16 protein-coding genes are annotated in these 18,670 nt (G+C 31.6%); 2 read left to right on the top strand and 14 right to left on the bottom strand.

Annotation, left to right across the window (positions count from 1 at the left end; translation table 11 throughout):
* Positions 1–172: 172 nt before the first annotated feature.
* The 5 genes from ACTB1H_RS00740 to ACTB1H_RS00760 all read right to left on the bottom strand — a co-directional run bounded on the left by ACTB1H_RS00740 (position 173) and on the right by ACTB1H_RS00760 (position 4,367).
* Positions 173–1,315 carry a BMP family lipoprotein gene (locus ACTB1H_RS00740; protein WP_463260913.1) on the bottom strand — a complete coding sequence of 381 codons (1,143 nt, stop codon included), beginning with the start codon at positions 1,313–1,315 and terminating at the stop codon, positions 173–175.
* Positions 1,316–1,485: 170 nt separating this feature from the next.
* The gene (locus ACTB1H_RS00745) at positions 1,486–1,719 is read right to left on the bottom strand and encodes a thioredoxin family protein (protein ID WP_463260914.1); all 234 of its coding nucleotides are present in this window, start codon (positions 1,717–1,719) and stop codon (positions 1,486–1,488) included.
* A gap of 12 nt (positions 1,720–1,731) precedes the next feature.
* A complete protein-coding gene (locus tag ACTB1H_RS00750) occupies positions 1,732–2,730 on the bottom strand; it encodes a permease (RefSeq protein WP_463260915.1) in 999 nt (332 codons plus the stop codon).
* A gap of 107 nt (positions 2,731–2,837) precedes the next feature.
* Positions 2,838–3,164: a hypothetical protein gene (locus ACTB1H_RS00755; protein WP_463260916.1), complete on the bottom strand. Its 327-nt coding sequence runs from the start codon at positions 3,162–3,164 to the stop codon at positions 2,838–2,840.
* 96 nt (positions 3,165–3,260) lie between these two features.
* Positions 3,261–4,367: a hypothetical protein gene (locus ACTB1H_RS00760; RefSeq protein WP_463260917.1), complete on the bottom strand. Its 1,107-nt coding sequence runs from the start codon at positions 4,365–4,367 to the stop codon at positions 3,261–3,263.
* Between the two features lie 166 nt (positions 4,368–4,533).
* Here ACTB1H_RS00760 and ACTB1H_RS00765 point away from each other — a divergent pair, with 166 nt between their 5' ends.
* Positions 4,534–4,902 carry an ArsR/SmtB family transcription factor gene (locus tag ACTB1H_RS00765; protein ID WP_463260931.1) on the top strand — a complete coding sequence of 123 codons (369 nt, stop codon included), beginning with the start codon at positions 4,534–4,536 and terminating at the stop codon, positions 4,900–4,902.
* 2 nt (positions 4,903–4,904) lie between these two features.
* Positions 4,905–7,013, top strand: a complete 2,109-nt coding sequence (locus ACTB1H_RS00770) for a heavy metal translocating P-type ATPase (protein WP_463260918.1) — start codon at positions 4,905–4,907, stop codon at positions 7,011–7,013.
* Between the two features lie 14 nt (positions 7,014–7,027).
* On the opposite strand, the gene ACTB1H_RS00775 is transcribed toward ACTB1H_RS00770, so the two are convergent.
* The 9 genes from ACTB1H_RS00775 to ACTB1H_RS00815 all read right to left on the bottom strand — a co-directional run bounded on the left by ACTB1H_RS00775 (position 7,028) and on the right by ACTB1H_RS00815 (position 18,432).
* The gene (locus ACTB1H_RS00775) at positions 7,028–8,341 is read right to left on the bottom strand and encodes a hypothetical protein (RefSeq protein ID WP_463260919.1); all 1,314 of its coding nucleotides are present in this window, start codon (positions 8,339–8,341) and stop codon (positions 7,028–7,030) included.
* On the bottom strand, positions 8,325–11,261 hold the full coding sequence (locus tag ACTB1H_RS00780) for an acyl-CoA dehydratase activase-related protein (RefSeq protein ID WP_463260920.1): 2,937 nt from the start codon (positions 11,259–11,261) through the stop codon (positions 8,325–8,327). The genes ACTB1H_RS00775 and ACTB1H_RS00780 overlap by 17 nt, the downstream gene beginning before the upstream one ends.
* 74 nt (positions 11,262–11,335) lie before the next feature.
* Positions 11,336–12,796, bottom strand: coding sequence for an IMP dehydrogenase (guaB, locus tag ACTB1H_RS00785; RefSeq protein WP_463260921.1), 1,461 nt, complete (start codon positions 12,794–12,796; stop codon positions 11,336–11,338).
* A gap of 147 nt (positions 12,797–12,943) precedes the next feature.
* The gene (locus ACTB1H_RS00790) at positions 12,944–13,243 is read right to left on the bottom strand and encodes an ArsR/SmtB family transcription factor (RefSeq protein ID WP_463260922.1); all 300 of its coding nucleotides are present in this window, start codon (positions 13,241–13,243) and stop codon (positions 12,944–12,946) included.
* A gap of 109 nt (positions 13,244–13,352) precedes the next feature.
* Positions 13,353–14,978, bottom strand: coding sequence for a chaperonin GroEL (groL, locus tag ACTB1H_RS00795; RefSeq protein WP_463260923.1), 1,626 nt, complete (start codon positions 14,976–14,978; stop codon positions 13,353–13,355).
* A 30-nt stretch (positions 14,979–15,008) separates the two neighbouring features.
* A complete protein-coding gene (locus ACTB1H_RS00800) occupies positions 15,009–15,290 on the bottom strand; it encodes a co-chaperone GroES (RefSeq protein WP_463260924.1) in 282 nt (93 codons plus the stop codon).
* A 204-nt stretch (positions 15,291–15,494) separates the two neighbouring features.
* Positions 15,495–16,175: a DUF554 domain-containing protein gene (locus tag ACTB1H_RS00805; RefSeq protein ID WP_463260925.1), complete on the bottom strand. Its 681-nt coding sequence runs from the start codon at positions 16,173–16,175 to the stop codon at positions 15,495–15,497.
* Between the two features lie 20 nt (positions 16,176–16,195).
* A complete protein-coding gene (locus tag ACTB1H_RS00810) occupies positions 16,196–17,080 on the bottom strand; it encodes a DNA-3-methyladenine glycosylase family protein (protein WP_463260926.1) in 885 nt (294 codons plus the stop codon).
* An 86-nt stretch (positions 17,081–17,166) separates the two neighbouring features.
* The gene (locus ACTB1H_RS00815; RefSeq protein ID WP_463260927.1) at positions 17,167–18,432 is read right to left on the bottom strand and encodes a Glu/Leu/Phe/Val family dehydrogenase; all 1,266 of its coding nucleotides are present in this window, start codon (positions 18,430–18,432) and stop codon (positions 17,167–17,169) included.
* Positions 18,433–18,670: the final 238 nt, after the last annotated feature.

The following is an 18,670-nucleotide window of genomic DNA, read 5'->3' on the forward strand; positions in this document are numbered from 1 at the left end:
TCATTTTTTTAATCATAACAAATAGTGCCAAATTACTCAGACGATAATTATAATTTATCGGGGCACTTTCAACTATTAAATTATCTTCAATTGGTTTAGAAAAAAACAGGGAAAACTCTCGCCTTCCCCTGTTTTTACTTTTTTATGATTAATTGAAGTTTAATTTTTTTTATTATCTAGTTGTTACTCTTACTTTAGCTAATCCTAAGCCTTGAGTTAACTCTTGAGCAGTTGCATATCCGGTAGCATCTGCAACATCAATTGAACGAATAACTTCAATTTCATTGTTTGCTAATTTAGCAAATATAGCATCATATTGTTCTTTAGTAAATCTTTCAAATCTGTCAAATGCATCAGCATTTGGATCTCCAATTACAGTTGTTGGAAGACCAACTCCTCCATTTGCTGCGTTGAATACTGTTGTTTTACCAGCATAGTTTTCCCAAGTGTTAGTTACATAAATTGATTCAAGAACACTTTGTACTGATTCAGCTAAACCTTTAGTTGCTGAAGTGATAACAGTTTCGCTATCATATCTTTGGTCAACGTCAACCCCTATAACTTTTGCTCCGGCTTCTTGAGCTGCAGACATTACACTCTTACCTACAGCACCACCACAAGCAAATATTACTTCTACACCTTCTTGGTACATAGTCCTTGCAGTTGCTTTATTAGTATCATTTTCTTCAAAGTTTCCTGTATAGTGATAAGTCACTGTTACTGACCCATCAGGTAGTCCTAGCTCATTTGCAGCATATTCTGCTCCTTGTAAAAATCCATATCCAAAAGCTTGAACTGCAGGTACAGCCATACCACCCATAAAACCTAATTTTCTCATTCCATCCATAACTGCAGCATAGCCAGCTAGAAAGCCTGATTGCTCTTCAGCATACATTATACTTGCAACATTTGGTCCAGTTCTAAAGTCAGTATAATCTGCATTATGTGGTGCCCCATCAAGTAAGATAAATTTAACATCTGGATATTTATCTTGCGCTTGATAAATTGGAACTTCAAATAAGAAACCAGGTGTTACTATTACTTTTGCTCCACCTTGGACTGCTAAATCAATAGCTGCCAAATAACCTGCATCTGATGCTTCTTCAGGTTTAATATAAGTATGTGAAATTTTGTTTGCCTCAGCGAAAGCCTTAACGCCTTCCCAAGAACCTTGGTTGAATGACTTGTCATCGATATTGCCCTTATCTGTAATTAAAACGATTTCTGTACCACTACTACTTCCGCCTGAACTACATCCAGCTAAACTAGCTATCAACAATATCATTGACATTGATATTACTAAAAATTTTTTCATTAGTTACTTTCCCCCCTATATTTTTGAAAAATGGTGACACCTTACAACTATTATATATAAATAACGAAGCGTTTTCAAGCTTTATTTAATTAGGGTTTTTGTGCATATTTTACATATATGATATAAAATTTTTGTAAAAATTTTATATCATATATGTTAATGTCATATTATTATTTAATTAACAACTCTTCTACTTCATTCTTTTTTAAAACCTTGCCTTTTGATACTACCTTTTCATCTATTACTAATGCCGGAGTAGTCATTACTCCATATTTTGCTATCTCCTTGAAGTCTGTCACCTTAGTTATTTTTGCATCTAGGCCAAGCTCTGCTACAGCATTTTTTACGTTGTCTTCTAACTCATTGCATTTTTTACATCCTGAACCTAATATTTTAATTTCCATACTAACCCCCTCTTAGATAAAAAGATATGATATAAAATTAAATGTATATCCTATTATTATTATACCTAATGTTACAATCAATATAAATAATCCCAACAATTTATTTTTAACAACTTTCGATAGCATTATCATTGATGGCAAAGATAATGCGGTTGTTGCCATCATAAAGGAAAGTGCTGTTCCAAGGCCTACTCCCTTTGTTACTAATGCTTCTGCTATTGGCAAAGTTCCAAATATATCTGCATACATTGGTATGCCAACTATGGTTGCAATAAGTACTGAATACCATTTATCATTTCCTAAAATTGAATTTATTACATTTTCTGGAATATAATTATGTATCATAGAACCTATGAATACCCCTATTAAAACATACTTCCATACTCTATTTACTATATCAATTACTTGATTTTTTGAAAAATCTAATCTATCTTTAAAATTTAACTTTTCTATATCCTCACCTAACTGATTAGAAGAAAATACAAAATCTTCAACATATTTTTGCATCTTGAGTTTGTCAATAATACTTCCACCAATTATAGCTAAAATAACCCCTACAAAAACATATGCAATAGCAATTTTTAAATTAAAAATGCTACCTAATAATATCACAGATGCTAAATCAACTAATGGCGATGAAATAAGAAACGAAAAAGTTACTCCAACTGGCAATCCTGCACTTGTAAAGCCAATAAATAACGGTATTGATGAACAAGAACAAAATGGAGTTATAGTACCTAATAACGCTGCTAATGTATTAGCAATCACTCCTTGGAATCTTCCTAAAATTTTCTTTGTCCTTTCTGGAGGGAAGTAACTTTGAATATATGATACTAAGAATATAAGCAAAGATAATAATATGAATATTTTGATAGAATCATAAATAAAAAAATGAATGCTTGCACCAAATCTTGAACTTATTTCAAGATTCAAAACCTCAACTACAAATTTCTCAACTAAGTTTGAGAGCCATTCCATTTTTAATAATTGATTGTTTATAAAGTCAAACACCTAAATGCCTCCGTATATTGAATTTTTTAATTTACATTCATAATATAAAATACTGATATGAGTTTGTCAAATAATATAAAATAAGCACTCTAATTGTGGTGCTTATTTTATATTATATCTCTGATATAATCTTTAATAGTTGGGGTTATAGCCCCTCCGCCTATGCCATCTACTAAGATTAACATTCTCTCAATTAATTCAGAAAAATAAGTTTGCGCAAATTCTTCTTTTATCTCTAAAAGCTCATTTTTATAAGTTTGATCTATTTTGTATTCTGACATTTCAACAATTCGTTCATCTCTTTCTAAGAAAAGGAGATCATTAATATATTTTTCATATATTTCTAGAACTTCATCTAGCATATTTGAATATGGAAAAACCATCCTGAATTTTTCAATTTCAACTAGCCTTAAAGCTATTTCTCTTTTATCCACCGTTATAACACCTAAATTGGATGAGGGTTTATTTTGATAAAGACTAATTATGTTAATGTATGTTTTTAATTCATTAGTTAAACTGTATCCAAATATCTAAATAAAGTTATCATAGTTTATTTTAAAAACTATCCTATTGTTTTCGATTGTAAGCATGTATCCTTTTTGAATAGTTTCTGATAAGAAAGAATTGAAACTTATATTTGATGATATATTTATTCCTGTTTCCAAATTGTTTATTCTACTTAATACCTTTTCATCATAAAATCTATCTAATTCATTTCTATCTATATTATATAAATAATTAGATAGAAGTTTATTCTCTCTATCAAGTGATTCATTGAGTTTATTTAAATACTCATATAGTACATTTGAAAATTCATTTTTTTCAGTATAATTTATGATGTATCTCAAATCATCTATATTTGAAATTTCGCCAAACGCTTCTAGTTTTTCTACTGAAATTTTATCATTTATATGGTTTTCATTTATATTTTCTTTTTTTACTACAGTTGCTGATCCTTTTTCCTCACATTTATACCATATTGATATTTTCGAGTTTTGATCTGAGTTTGCTTCTGGGTCAAACGTATAAATGTTGAAATTTAAAATTCCATCACCGTCTATATCTCTTATTTCATTATTTATATCTATTGAAAATAAATTTACTTTTTTAGGGTTTATAGCCTCAACAATCTTCCCATCCTCGATTGAATAAACATAAATTACAGAGGTGTTCTCATTTGCTAGATTTTTTAAAATTATTCCTTGCTTCCCTTCATAAATTTCACCAATTTTTAAATCTAAATTTTCTTTGTCGTATTTTATTTCAACCTCATCAATCATAAAATACCCATTGCCATCATATGAATAGACCAAAAGTTTTCCAATATTTTCTTTGCCTGTTGTTTCTGTAAAATACATAGCTATCTCGTCTATTCCGTCACCATTTAAGTCTCCAATATCGTAGTTTTCTAAATTAAGGTCGAAGCTTGAATTTAAAAGATTTAAATATTTTTCAATAATCTTCTTGTTTTCTTCTTGTTCTAAATAATCTTTTCTTAAAGGCAATTCTATTTCATGAGGTAACATTTTATTCAAAATATATCTATCATTAGTCTTAGAATTAGAATTCATAGGTTGACAACCAGCTAATGCTGAAGTCGAAATTAACAAACTTAGCAGTAAAATCAGTTTCTTCATTCTAAAATCTCCTTTCTCTATATATTATAACCAATTGTGATAAAAAAGTGTAACATTAAAGTTACAAAATTAATCTTGTATAATAGTAAAATTTAAGTTATACTATATATGAATATATGAATATGTGTTCATATATAAATTGGAGGTGAAACTTTTGGACAATTCTATGGATAATATGCAGGTTTGCGAAACAACATGTATACATGAAGATATAGTTAATAGAGTAAAGGATAAATTGCCAGATGACGAAACAATATATAAATTATCTGAGTTTTTCAAAGTTTTTGGTGATAAAACGAGAGTTAAGATAGTTTCTGCTTTGATTGATTCAGAAATGTGCGTATGTGATATTGCATATTTACTCAACATGAGCCAATCAGCGATTTCTCATCAACTAAGAGTACTTAAAAATAGTAATTTAGTTAAAAATAGGAAGGAAGGAAAAGTTGTATATTACTCTTTGGATGATGAACATGTGAAAGATATAATAGCCCAAGGCATTGTTCATATAACACATAAGGGCAGAGGTGAGTAGAAATGGATAACAAAATATTTTTATTAGATGGGTTAGACTGTGCAAATTGTGCTCAAAAAATTGAGAGCAAGGTAAACGAAATGAAAGAAGTAGAAAAAGCAAGTTTGAATTTTGTCAGTAAAAAATTACATGTAGAATTCAAAAATCATTCTACTGATGAGTTAATAAATAGAATTATAGCAATCGTAAAGTCAATCGAACCTGATGTAAATGTGATAGAGTATAATGAAGAAAGAGAAGAGGAGAAAATAGATTTAGGGTCAAAACATAATAATACAATTTTGAAAAGAATTTCTATAAGTTTATTGCTAGTTATTTGTGCTTTTATATTTCCAGTTAATGAATATATTAAAACTATCCTATTTATTCTCAGTTACCTTATTGCAGGTATTAAAGTGTTAAAAAATTCATTATATAACATTACTAAGGGAGAAATATTTGATGAAAACTTTTTAATGTCTGTAGCAACTTTAGGCGCCATTGCTATAAATCAATTTGAAGAAGCAATAGCAGTAATGATATTTTATGAGATTGGTGAGTACTTTCAATCTAAAGCCATATATAGATCTAGAAAATCTATTGCCGATTTAATGAATATCAGACCAGATTATGCTAATGTAATCAATGGAGAAAATATAGTTACTAAAAATCCGAGAAATGTAAATGTCGGTGATGTTATCATGATAAAGCCTGGTGAAAAAGTTCCATTAGACAGCTTAGTGTTAGAAGGTTTATCATCTGTTGATACAAAAGCACTCACAGGGGAATCAATGCCAAAAGATATAAAACCTGGAGATAAAATCCTGGCAGGGTTTGTAAATATTCATGGACTAATTAAAGCAAAAGTAGAAAAAGAATATAAAGAATCTTCTGTTTCAAAAATATTGAAACTTGTTGAGGAAGCAAGTGAGAAAAAGGCCCCAACAGAAAATTTCATCACTCGATTTGCAAAGATATATACTCCTGTGGTAGTTTTTCTTGCAATAGGGCTTGCTGTATTCCCACCTTTATTGATTAATGGTGCTACTTTTAGTGACTGGATATATAGAGCATTAGTCTTCTTAGTTGTGTCATGCCCTTGCGCACTGGTAATTTCAATTCCTTTAGGTTTCTTTGCAGGGATTGGCAGTGCTTCAAGAAATGGAATTTTAGTTAAAGGCGGCAACTACTTAGAAGCATTAAATTTCGTAAATACTTTCATATTTGATAAAACAGGTACTTTAACTGAAGGGATTTTCAAAGTTAAGGATGTTGTTTCAACAGAAGAATTTGATGATGAAGAACTAATTTACTATGCTGCGCATGCGGAATATAATTCAAATCATCCTATAGCAAAATCTATTGTCGATTTTTATAATCGCAATATAAATTCATCCTCAATTACTTTTTTTAGAGAATATGCTGGCAATGGTATAATGGCAATAGTAGATGGCAAAAATATAATACTTGGAAAAATTGATTTTTTAAGGTCAAATGGGATTGATATTGCGGAAAAATACGAGAAATCAGATAGCATTTACGTGTCAATAGACGGTTCATTTGCTGGTTATATATCGATAAGCGATACTGTAAAGGAAGATGCAAAATCAACTATAAAAGAATTAAAAAGAAACGGAATTACCAACATTATAATGTTAACTGGGGATAACGATAAAGCTGCAAAGGATATTGCTTTAAATCTAGGTATAGATAGCTATTATGCAGATTTATTACCTGAAGATAAAGTAAGAATAGTTGAAGATTTAATGATGAAAAATTCAAATTCAAAGTCCAAAATAGCATTTATTGGCGATGGTATAAATGATGCTCCTGTATTATCTAGATCTGATATTGGTATAGCTATGGGTGGTCTAGGTTCTGATGCAGCAATAGAAGCTTCTGATATTGTCATAATGACTGATGAGCTTCATAAATTAGTCGATCTTTTAAAAATTTCTGATAAAACAAGAAAAATTGTTTATCAAAACATCTATCTAGCACTTACAATAAAGTTTACAGTTTTAATCTTAGGAGCTTTGGGAGTTGCTACTATGTGGCAAGCTGTATTTGCTGATGTTGGAGTTACTATATTAGCTGTTATAAATTCTATAAGAATATTAAAAAATAAATGATGCTTAAGCATCATTTATTTTTGTAGTATCAGTTCTTTACTTTTTTCAAAATTCATCGATTCTTTTATCTCTGGTTCATTTATTTTTTCCTTCGCAACAGATAACATCAATTTAATTCTATTCTCTTGATTTACTTTCGTAGCACTAGGGTCATAATCAATTGGTACAATATTTGCATTTGGATACTTCTTTTTAATGTTGGAAATTACTCCTTTCCCAACTATATGATTAGGTAAACATCCAAAAGGTTGAGCAACGACTATATTTTCATATCCCAAATTTATAAGCTCTACCATCTCTGCTGGCAATAGCCATCCTTCACCCATTTTACAGCCCAAACCTACTATACCATCAACGATTTCTTTAGTATGCATAAATGGTGATGGTACCACAAAATTACCAACAGATCTTACTGCCTCACTGGTAGCCTCTTCAACCTTGGATAAATATCCATTGATAAAACTCATAGTTTTACTCTTTAACCAACTTCCTCCATAAAGACTATAATCTATGACTCCATTCTCCACACAATACATTAAAAATCCCATTAAACTAGGAACCATTATTTCACAGTCTTCTTCATGTAAAAATTCTTCAAGTCTATTATTCCCTAAGCTCGAAAATTTAACATATATTTCTCCAACTATTCCTACTTTGACTTTATTAGTCCTATTTACAGGAATTTTAGAAAAGGACTGTGCTATCTCTTTGGAAACATTTTGAATGTTCTTTAGTCCCCAAGCATCATTTTTCTCAAATCTATTTCCTATTTCATCTATCCATGTATTGACTAATTCTTGACTCTGTCCTTTGTTTATTTCATAAGGTTTTACTTGATTGTTTAATAACATCAGTAAGTCGCCATAGGCAACAGCTGCTACTGATTGCATTAACATTTTATATGTTATTTTAAAACCACTGTTTTTTTCAAGGCCACCTGCATTTAATGAAATTACTGGAACATTCTCATATCCAGATTTCTTCAATGCCTTTCTCAACAAGTAGATGTAATTTGAAGCTCTACATCCTCCTCCTGTTTGAGTAATCATCAGAGCAACCTTATCCGTGTCATAATTCCCTGAATTTAATGCATCTAGCATCTGTCCTATAACTAATAAAGCTGGGTAGCAAGTATCATTATGAACCATTCTCAACCCTTCATCAACTACACTTGAACCTTCATTTTTTAATACAACTAAATTATATCCATGTAGCCTAAAAATCTTTTCTAATATCCCAAAATGTATAGGTGCCATATCCGGACATAATATTGTATATTCATTTTTCATTTCCTTAGTAAATTCGATTCTGTCATATTTTCTGCTCAACTTGCTCACCCTCTTTTTCTCTTTGCTCTAAGGCAGCCAACAAACTTCTTACTCTTATCTTTACTGCGCCTAAATTTGTTATTTCATCTATTTTAATCTGTGTATAAATTTTCCCTTTTTCTTCTAGGATTTCTTTTACTTCATCACTTGTAATAGCATCAAGACCACATCCAAAAGAAACCAATTGAATCAACTCGACATTTTCATAGTCAGCTATCAAGTTAGCTGTTGTATAAAGTCTTGAATGGTAAGTCCATTGATTCAATACATTTGTCTCAACTCTTTTACCTAGATGAGCTATGGAATCCTCAGATATAACTATAACTCCTAACTCAGTAAGCAGTTTGTCGATCCCATGATTTACCTCAGGATCTAAATGGTAAGGTCGACCAGCTAACACAATTGCCTTTTTATTGAGTTCTTTCGATAATGCTAGAAATTCTTCTCCTTTGTTCCTTATCTTTCCCTGGTATAGCTTGTATTCTCTCATACCACACTCAACAGCAAATCTTATTTCCTTTATGTCAATATCCAAGAAATGTTTTTTCAAAGCTTTAAAAAGTCCATTCACTATTGTTGACTTTGTATGAAGCCCAATGTAATCATTAATAAAAATGATGTCTTTCGTTCTTTCGACATTTGCATTTATTACCTCTGGATAATATGCTACAACCGGACAGTTAAAGTGGTTGTCTCCTTTTTTTTCATTAAAATTATATGTTAGACATGGATAAAATATTACTTCAATCCCTTCATTAAGTAGATATTCAATATGTCCATGCACTAATTTGGCAGGAAAACATACAGTATCAGATGGTATCGTATGCTGTCCATTTGTATACATTTCTCTATTAGAAAAAGGCGATCGAATAACTTCAAACCCTAACATAGTAAAAACTGTATGCCAGAATGGGAGCAACTCATAGTTGTTTAACGCTAGAGGAATGCCAATTTTACCTCTTTTCCCCGGTATAGGTTTATAACTTTCTAATAGTGCTCTCTTTTCATCATATATGTTATATTTAGTTTCTTTTATCTTTCCTTTTATTGGTCTTTCGCATCTATTACCGCCAATAAATTTTCTGCTGTCTCCGAAAGTATTTATAGTTAAGGTGCAATTATTTTCACATAGTCCACAAATAACGCTCCTTACCTTATGCTCAAAGTTGAGCAAACCTTCTAAACCTATTGTTGTTGTATTGCCCTTTATATTATGTTTTGCATACAAACCCGCTCCATATGCACCCATTAGCCCTGCAATGTTAGGTCTAATTACCTTTTTCCCTAATTCATCTTCGAAAGCTTTAAGCACTGAATCGTTATAAAAAGTGCCCCCTTGTACAACAATATTTTCTCCTAAATCACTTGCATCAGATGCTCTTATAACTTTATATAGTGCATTTTTGATTACACTAATAGATAATCCTGCAGATATGTCTGCTATTGTTGCCCCATCTTTTTGTGCTTGTTTAACCAATGAGTTCATAAAAACAGTGCATCTCGAACCTAAATCAACAGGGTTTTGTGAATATATTCCAAGTCTTGCAAAGTCTGCGATATCATATCCTAATGCTTGTGCAAATGTCTGAAGAAAAGATCCACATCCTGAAGAACAAGCTTCATTTAAAAATATGTTATCAATTAACCCATCTTTTATTTTAAAGCATTTAATATCTTGTCCACCTATATCTATTATAAAATCCACATCTGGCCTATATTTCTTCGCAGCTGTATAATGAGCTATAGTCTCAACAATTCCGATGTCTATAGAAAAAGCATTCTTAATCAATTCTTCTCCATATCCTGTTACAGCCGAGCCGTTTATTTTTATCTGTGGATACTTTGTCATAAAGTCAATTAAAAATTGTCTTAGTATAGGTACTGGGTTTCCTTCATTTTGCATATATATGCTATCTAATATGTTCTCATCTTCTGAAATCAAGCAGGCCTTTATCGTAGTTGAACCTGCATCAATTCCTAGATAAGCTCCTTTATAATAAGTTGTGGGATCTATATATGTTACTGAATTTTTATCATGTCTTATTTTGAATTCATTATATTCCTCTTCTGAGCTGAATAATCGCTTAGTTCCTTTAGATCTTACCCCGGCCTGTGAATTTTTTATTTTAGATATTACTTCATCAATAATTATATCTGAATTTTTTGCACTGTATGCAGCAGCTCCAAGTGCTACAAAATATAATGAATTTTCCGGACATATCCCTCTCAGCTTAAGTGTTTCGTCAAATCTTCTTCTAAGCTCAGAAAAAAATGTTAAAGGTCCACCAAGGTAAACTACTTTGCCTTTTATAGGCCTTCCTTGAGCTAAACCCCCAATTGTCTGATTAACTACTGCTTGAAATATACTACAAGATATATCATTTTTGCTAGCGCCTTGATTTAGCAAAGGCTGAATGTCTGATTTTGCAAATACTCCACATCTTGAGGCTATCGTATAAATTTTATTATACGATTTTGCTAAATCATTCATTTGAGTGAGAGTAATACCCATTAGCGTAGCCATTTGATCTATGAATGCACCAGTTCCTCCTGCACAAGAACCATTCATTCTTACTTCCATTCCGTTAGAAAGAAATAAAATCTTTGCGTCTTCTCCTCCTAATTCAATGACAACATCAGGATTATCTATTTCTTTCATTACTGCCAACCTAGTAGCATATACTTCCTGCACAAATGGTATTCCTATCCTCTGAGCTAGGCCCATTCCCGCAGAACCTGATATAGCGACTGATGCCTTATTCATATTTGGAAACTCATTTTTTAATTGTTCTAGCAAAGCTATTGTCTTTTCATTTATTTGAGAAAAATGTCGTTCATATGAATGAAATATCATATTATCATTTTCATCTAAAACAACACATTTCAGAGTTGTTGATCCAACATCGATGCCTATTTTCATTGTAATCACCTTATTTTTGTAATTTATACAATTATTTTACTATATTTATCTTTAATTGTACAGTTTATATACTTTTAGTATCTTAATCCTCTTTGATAATTAGGTGCTTCTTTAGTTATGCTTATATTATGAGGATGATTTTCAATCAAAGTTGCAGAAGATATTTTAATCATCTTAGCCTTATCTCTCAATTCTACTAAGTTTTTAGCTCCTACATAGCCCATTCCTGATTTTAATCCTCCTACAAGTTGATAAACAACATCAGATAATGCACCTTTGTAGTCTACTCTGCCCTCAACTCCTTCAGGAACATATTTCTTGGTTTCAGTTTGAAAATATCTGTCACTGCTACCTGAATCCATAGCTCCCATAGAGCCCATTCCCCTGTATTCTTTGTATCTTCTTCCTTCATATAAAACTTCTTCCCCTGGGCTTTCATCTGTTCCTGCAAATAAAGACCCAGCCATCACTACACTCGCACCAGCTGCTAAAGCTTTAGTGATGTCTCCTGAATATTTTATGCCTCCATCTGCTATTACTGGAATATTGTATGGACTAGCAGCTATTGAACAGTTTATTATAGCCGTAATTTGAGGAACTCCAACTCCTGTTACTACCCTAGTAGTGCAGATTGACCCTGGGCCGATCCCTACTTTTATAGCATCTGCTCCTGCCTTTATTAAATCTACAGTTGCTTCGGCTGTAGCTACATTCCCTGCAATAACTTGCAACCCAGGAAATTCTCTTTTTATTTTAATAACTGCTTCTAAGACATTTTTAGAATGTCCATGAGCAGTGTCAACTACTATAACATCGACTTTACTTTTAACTAGTGCTGAAACTCTTTCCATCATATCTGATGTAACACCTACTGCAGCACCAGCCAATAATCTCCCGTTAACATCTTTTGCTGAATTCGGAAATTCAATTGATTTTTCAATATCTTTTATCGTAATTAAACCTATTAATTTATTTTCATCATCTACAATAGGAAGTTTTTCTATTTTATACTTTTTCATAATTTCCAATGCTTCATCCATTGTAACAGAGTTTTTAGCAGTAACTAAATTCTCTTTGGTCATGACTTCATCAATTTTTTTATTTGTATCTTTCTCAAACCTAATATCTCTATTTGTTAATATGCCTACAAGTTTATGACTTTCGTCTACAATGGGAACTCCCGAAATTCTGTATCTCTCCATTAGCTCTAAAGCATCTGATATGTAATGATCTCTATATAGATAAAACGGGTCTGTAATAATTCCATGTTCGGATCTTTTTACTTTGTCTACTTCTAGAGCTTGCCTTTCAATGCTCATGTTTTTATGAATTATGCCAATGCCACCTTCTCTAGCCATAGCTATTGCCATTTTAGCTTCTGTTACTGTATCCATGCCTGCACTCATTAGGGGAATATTTAAAGATATTGTCTTTGTCAAATTAGTTTTGACACTTGTATCTCTTGGTAAGATCTCAGATTTTCCAGGCAACAATAAAACATCATCAAAAGTTAATCCTTCACCAATAAATTCCAATTTAATACCTCCATATAATAGTATTTAAGTTTTTCTTTCTAATTTAACAACTTAATTTTACTTTGTCAAGCAAATCAAAATTAGCTTTATGTTAAATCAAAAAAGATTAGCCTAAGCTAATCTTTTTGTTATTATGTAATATCCAATCTATTTGTCTTCTTTTTCACAAATATATTCCATTTTATTGTTTAAAAACAAACTTATGTACTCAAGAATTTCTTTCATTGCTTTTTCGTTAATTGAATAGTTCATCCATTTCCCATCTTTTTGTACATCAACAAGCCCGACATTAACTAAAATTTTCATATGGTGAGAAATTGTCGGTTGAGTTAATTCAAGCCTTTTCATTATCTCACAAGCACACATTGGCCCATATGATAGGATTTCTAATATTTGAAGTCTGCTACTATCAGCTAATGCTTTTAAAAGCTCTACTTCTCTTCCCACAAAACCACCTCATATAATCTTTGTTAAAATCATAACCTACTTTTGCAATATTGTCAACTTATCTTATTAATTTTAAAAAGATAAAAAGGTCACATATGTGACCTTTTTATTACATCATTCCGTCCATTCCACCCATGCCCATTGGTGGCATTGTTTCTGGTTTTGGCATCTCTGCAACTGCAGCTTCAGTTGTTAAGATCATAGAAGCTACGCTTGCAGCATTTTGAAGAGCTGATCTTGTAACTTTAGTAGGATCTACTATACCTCTTTGTAGCATGTTAGTATATTCTTCTTTCAAAGCATCAAATCCTATACCAGGCTCAGTCTCTTTTACTTTCTCAACGATAATTGATCCTTCTAACCCAGCATTTGTCGCAATTTGTCTTACTGGTTCTTCTAAAGCTCTAAGAATTATCTTAACTCCTGTTCTCTCATCACCTTCAGTAGTTTCTAACAATTCTGCTACCTTTGGTATCACATCAACTAATACAGTTCCTCCTCCGGGAACAATACCCTCTTCAACAGCTGCTCTTGTTGCAGCTAAAGCATCTTCTATTCTTAGTTTTCTTTCCTTTAATTCTGTTTCAGTAGCAGCACCAACTTGGATTACTGCAACTCCTCCAGCCAATTTAGCCAATCTTTCTTGTAGTTTTTCTTTGTCAAACTCAGATTCAGTAGTTTCTAGTTGACTTCTGATTTGTTTTATTCTATTTTGAATTTCATCAGGATTTCCTTCTCCATTTACTATAACAGTGTTTTCTTTGTCAACTTTTACTTTGCCTGCTCTACCAAGCATGTCTACAGTTGCTTCTTTTAGGTCATAACCTAATTCTTCAGATATAACAGTTCCACCAGTTAATACAGCTATATCTTGTAACATTTCTTTTCTTCTATCGCCAAATCCTGGAGCCTTTACTGCTACACAGTTAAATGTTCCTCTTAATTTGTTGACTACCAATGTAGCCATTGCTTCCCCTTCAACATCTTCAGCAATTATTACAAGAGGTCTTCCTAATTGAACTATTTTTTCAAGTATTGGCAATATTTCTTGAATATTTGATATTTTCTTATCTGTAATCAAGATGTATGGATTTTCATATTCTGCAATCATTTTTTCTGTGTCAGTTACCATATAAGCTGAAACATATCCTCTGTCAAATTGCATACCTTCTACTACTTCAAGAGTAGTTCCCATAGATTTTGATTCTTCTACAGTGATTACTCCGTCATTCCCTACTTTTTCCATAGCATCTGCTATTAATTTTCCAATTTCTTCATCAGCAGCTGAAATTGAAGCAACTTGAGCAATAGCTTCCTTTGATTCAATAGGAACTGAGAAACTTCTTATTCCTTCTACTGCTTTTTCAACTGCTTTTCTAATCCCCTTTTGGATGATCATTGGGTTTGCTCCAGCAGCCACATTTTTCAATCCTTCTCTTATAATTGCTTGTGCTAACAATGTAGCTGTAGTTGTACCATCTCCAGCAACATCATTAGTTTTTGTAGCAACTTCTTTAACTAGTTGAGCTCCCATGTTTTCAAATTTATCTTCTAATTCGATTTCTCTTGCGATTGTTACTCCATCATTTGTTATTACTGGTGAACCATAGCTTTTTTCTAATACTACATTTCTTCCCTTTGGTCCAAGTGTTACTTTTACTGTATCAGCAAGCTTATTTATACCGATTTCCATAGATCTTCTTGCATCTTCATTGAATTTAATCTCTTTTGCCATCTCCAACACTCCCTTGTAGTAATTTTTTTATTATTCAACCACAGCCAATATATCAGTTAATTTTAATATAGTTAATTCTTGTCCATCCAATTTTACTTCTGTTCCAGCATATTTTGAAAATATTACTTTATCCCCAACTTTAATTTGATCTTTTTTCTTTTCGTCATTTAATATATCCGCACCTACAGCAACAACTTCTGCCATTGATGGTTCTTCTTTTGCAGTTGATGGTAAAACTATACCGCTCTTTGTTCTTTCCTCAGCTTCAATCTTTTTAATTATAACTCTGTCTCCAAGTGGTTTTAAACTCATCTTTACTCCTCCTCCATCATATTTTTCGTGCTCATATTGTTAGCACTCATTTAAATTGAGTGCTAACATCTAATACAATAATAACCATATTTAAAAAGCTAATCAAGCGTGTATTTTCCGGATTTTCAGTTGTTTTTCTGCTTATTACTTATATTTTCTTTAAATATCTATTTTTTACTTTGTTTTTCTAAGTTTTCCTAAAAATTATAATGATATTATTAAATAATAAATAGGCGGCACTAAGATTGCAGGAAGCATATTGGCTATCTTTATTTCTTTTAGCCCTAATAAATTAATTCCTATAGCAATTATCAAAATCCCGCCAACTGAAGAAATTTCGTTAATCACTTGTGTATTAAGAAAAGTGCTAATAGAACTTGCGAATAATGTTATAATTCCTTGATATAAAAATACTGCCACACTTGAAAACATTACTCCTATACCGAGTGTAGATGCAAAAACAATTGCTGTTATACCATCTAATACTGCTTTAGCATATAAAGTCTGGTGATTCCCAGTTAAGCCTGATTGTATTGCTCCTACTATAGCCATGGCTCCAACACAATAAACTAAAGATGCAGTGATAAACCCTTTTGAAAAATTACCTTCAGGGTTTTTAAGCTTAGCTTGCAATTTTACTGAGAAGTTATTTAAACCCTTGTCTATATTTATTAACTCCCCTATAATGCTTCCTACAACAATACTAACTATAACTACCACAAGACTTTCAAATTCTAATGCATTAGAAATGCCAATAATAATAACACTTAATCCTATTCCATCCATTACTGTATTTTTATATTCTTCTCTAATTCCTTTTTTTAAAATAATACCTATAATTGCACCAATTATTATTGCTAAACTATTTATTATTGTTCCTAACATAATTTCCTCCTTTGATGTATTTATTTGCCTATCCCTAACTCTCTTGCATAATAGAATAAATATTGCTGTGCGTATCCTGAAAAATCACCAAACAACTTCGTTTTGGAGTTTTCAATATCTTTTTTAGTTGCGCTTTCTCCAAGATAAAGAGTTTTTATGACTCTATTCACCCATACATCTATAGGAAAGGCTTCTTGTTTTTTATATGCAAACAATAAAATACAGTCACTAACTTTTGGCCCTACTCCCGGTAATTCCATTAACTTCTCTTTAGCTTTATCATATGATAAACTCCAAATCTCATTTAGATCAAATTCTCCTTTTGCAATTTTATTGCTAGTTTCTAGGATATATTTTGATCTGAAACCAACTCGATACTTTTCTTTTATATATTCATCAGTTAGACTAGCAATCTTTTCTGCATTAGGAAAACTATAATAATCTACAGAATTGAAACTCCCTATGTATTCTCCAAGGTCATTCGATATCAATTCAACCGATTTTTTAATTCTGGGTATTTGATTGTTTGAAGATATTATAAAAGATATGGTAGTTTCAAACGGGTCTTGATTTAATAATCTCATGCCCTCTCCAAATTCCATAGCTTTAACTAGGTGCAAATCATAAGATAGATTTTGTTTTATGTAGCTGTAATCTCTATCCAAATCAAAATAACCATGCCAAAAATTTAACCATTCATCACTATTGGTATTTTTTACGATTATATAATCGTCTTGTTTTTTTATGTTTATTAATCTTTTATTGGCTATTGCCGTATAACTTGAATCATCTTCTTTCTTCCATCTAAAAGATTGCCCGCATTCAAATATATGTTTAGGATTAAAATCTCTTAACCCTTCTATTATAAGATTTCCTTTAATTTCTTTTATATCGTAATAAAGCATATTTTGTCCCCTTCGTTTTTTATATACATTATACTACAATAAAAAAATAATCAATAAAAAAACTAGTCTTTCGACTAGTTTTTTCATCAATACCAACCTCTCAGTTTCATTACATCTGATACTTTTTTAACTGAATACATATATGCAGCTTTTCTCATTGGTACATTATATTCTTCTTTGATTTTCCAAATTGCATTGAAAGCATTTACCATTGCGATTTCTTCTTTTTCTTCTACTTCTTTTTCACTCCAGTAATATCCATAAAGATTTTGAACCCATTCAAAATATGATACAGTTACTCCTCCTGCGTTAGAAAGTATATCTGGGGTTACTACTATACCATTGTTATTTAACATTTCATCTGCTTCTGGAGTTATAGGTCCATTTGCAGCTTCACATACTAATTTTGCTTTGATCTTAGGAGCAATATCTAAAGTAATTGCATTTTCCAGAGCGGCTGGAATCATAATATCTACATTTAATCCCCAGAATTCATCTAATGATATCATCTTAGCTTTTGGATAATTTACTAAGTTCTTATGTTCTTTAACATATTCTTGCATATCATTAAAGTCTAGTCCTTCTTCATTATAGATAGCATAAGTTCCGACTTCTTTTGCCCATTCAGCTACTGCTACTATTTTAGCCCCAAGTTTTTGAACATTTTTTACTGTATAGCTTCCTACATTTCCAAAGCCTTGAACTGCAACTGTTGATTTATCCATGTCTATTCCTAATTTCGCAATAGCTTCTCTAGCTACTACAGCCACTCCAAAACCTGTTGCTTCATTTCTACCTAGTGATCCACCCCATTCTACTGGTTTACCTGTGAATACACCCAATGACATATTTCCAGTTAATTTTACGTATTCATCTACCATCCACGACATAATCTGACCATTTGTATTTACATCTGGTGCTGGTATATCTATTTTTTCACCTAAGTACTTATATAATCCCTGAACATATCCTCTTGAAAGTCTTTCTAATTCACCCTTTGAAAGAGTAGAAGGATCTACACATATACCGCCTTTTCCACCACCATATGGTATTCCAGTTACACAACATTTAAATGTCATCCAAACACTAAGAGCTTTTACTTCATCTGGATTTACATTTGGATGAAATCTAACTCCACCTTTTCCAGGTCCTATTGCATCCGAATGCATTGAACGATAACCTTTAAACACTTTAATGCTTCCATCGTCCATTTTTACAGGGATAGATATTTCTATGAATCTTTTTGGCTCCTTTAATAATTCATAGACAGATGGCTCTAGCCCCAATGCATCACAAGCATCCTTAACCTGTTTTTGTGCACTTTCTAATGGGTTTAAAATTTCCTTTGACACGGTAATATTACCTCCTTTAATTGTATGAAAACATTTTCACACATATTGCACTAAGTATGATTAAATTATAACATACTCAACTTCTTATATCAATAAAGAAAACTGCCTATTATTATTTGAATAGCCAGTTTTCTTTGAAAAGGCGAATTGTATAATTAAATGAAACACAACTAAAAAAACAACGCTCATGAGAGCTTCTCTGTTATAATGTTATCAATGACAATAAACAGAAACGGAG

The sequence above is a fragment of the Soehngenia sp. genome (genome assembly GCF_055108775.1).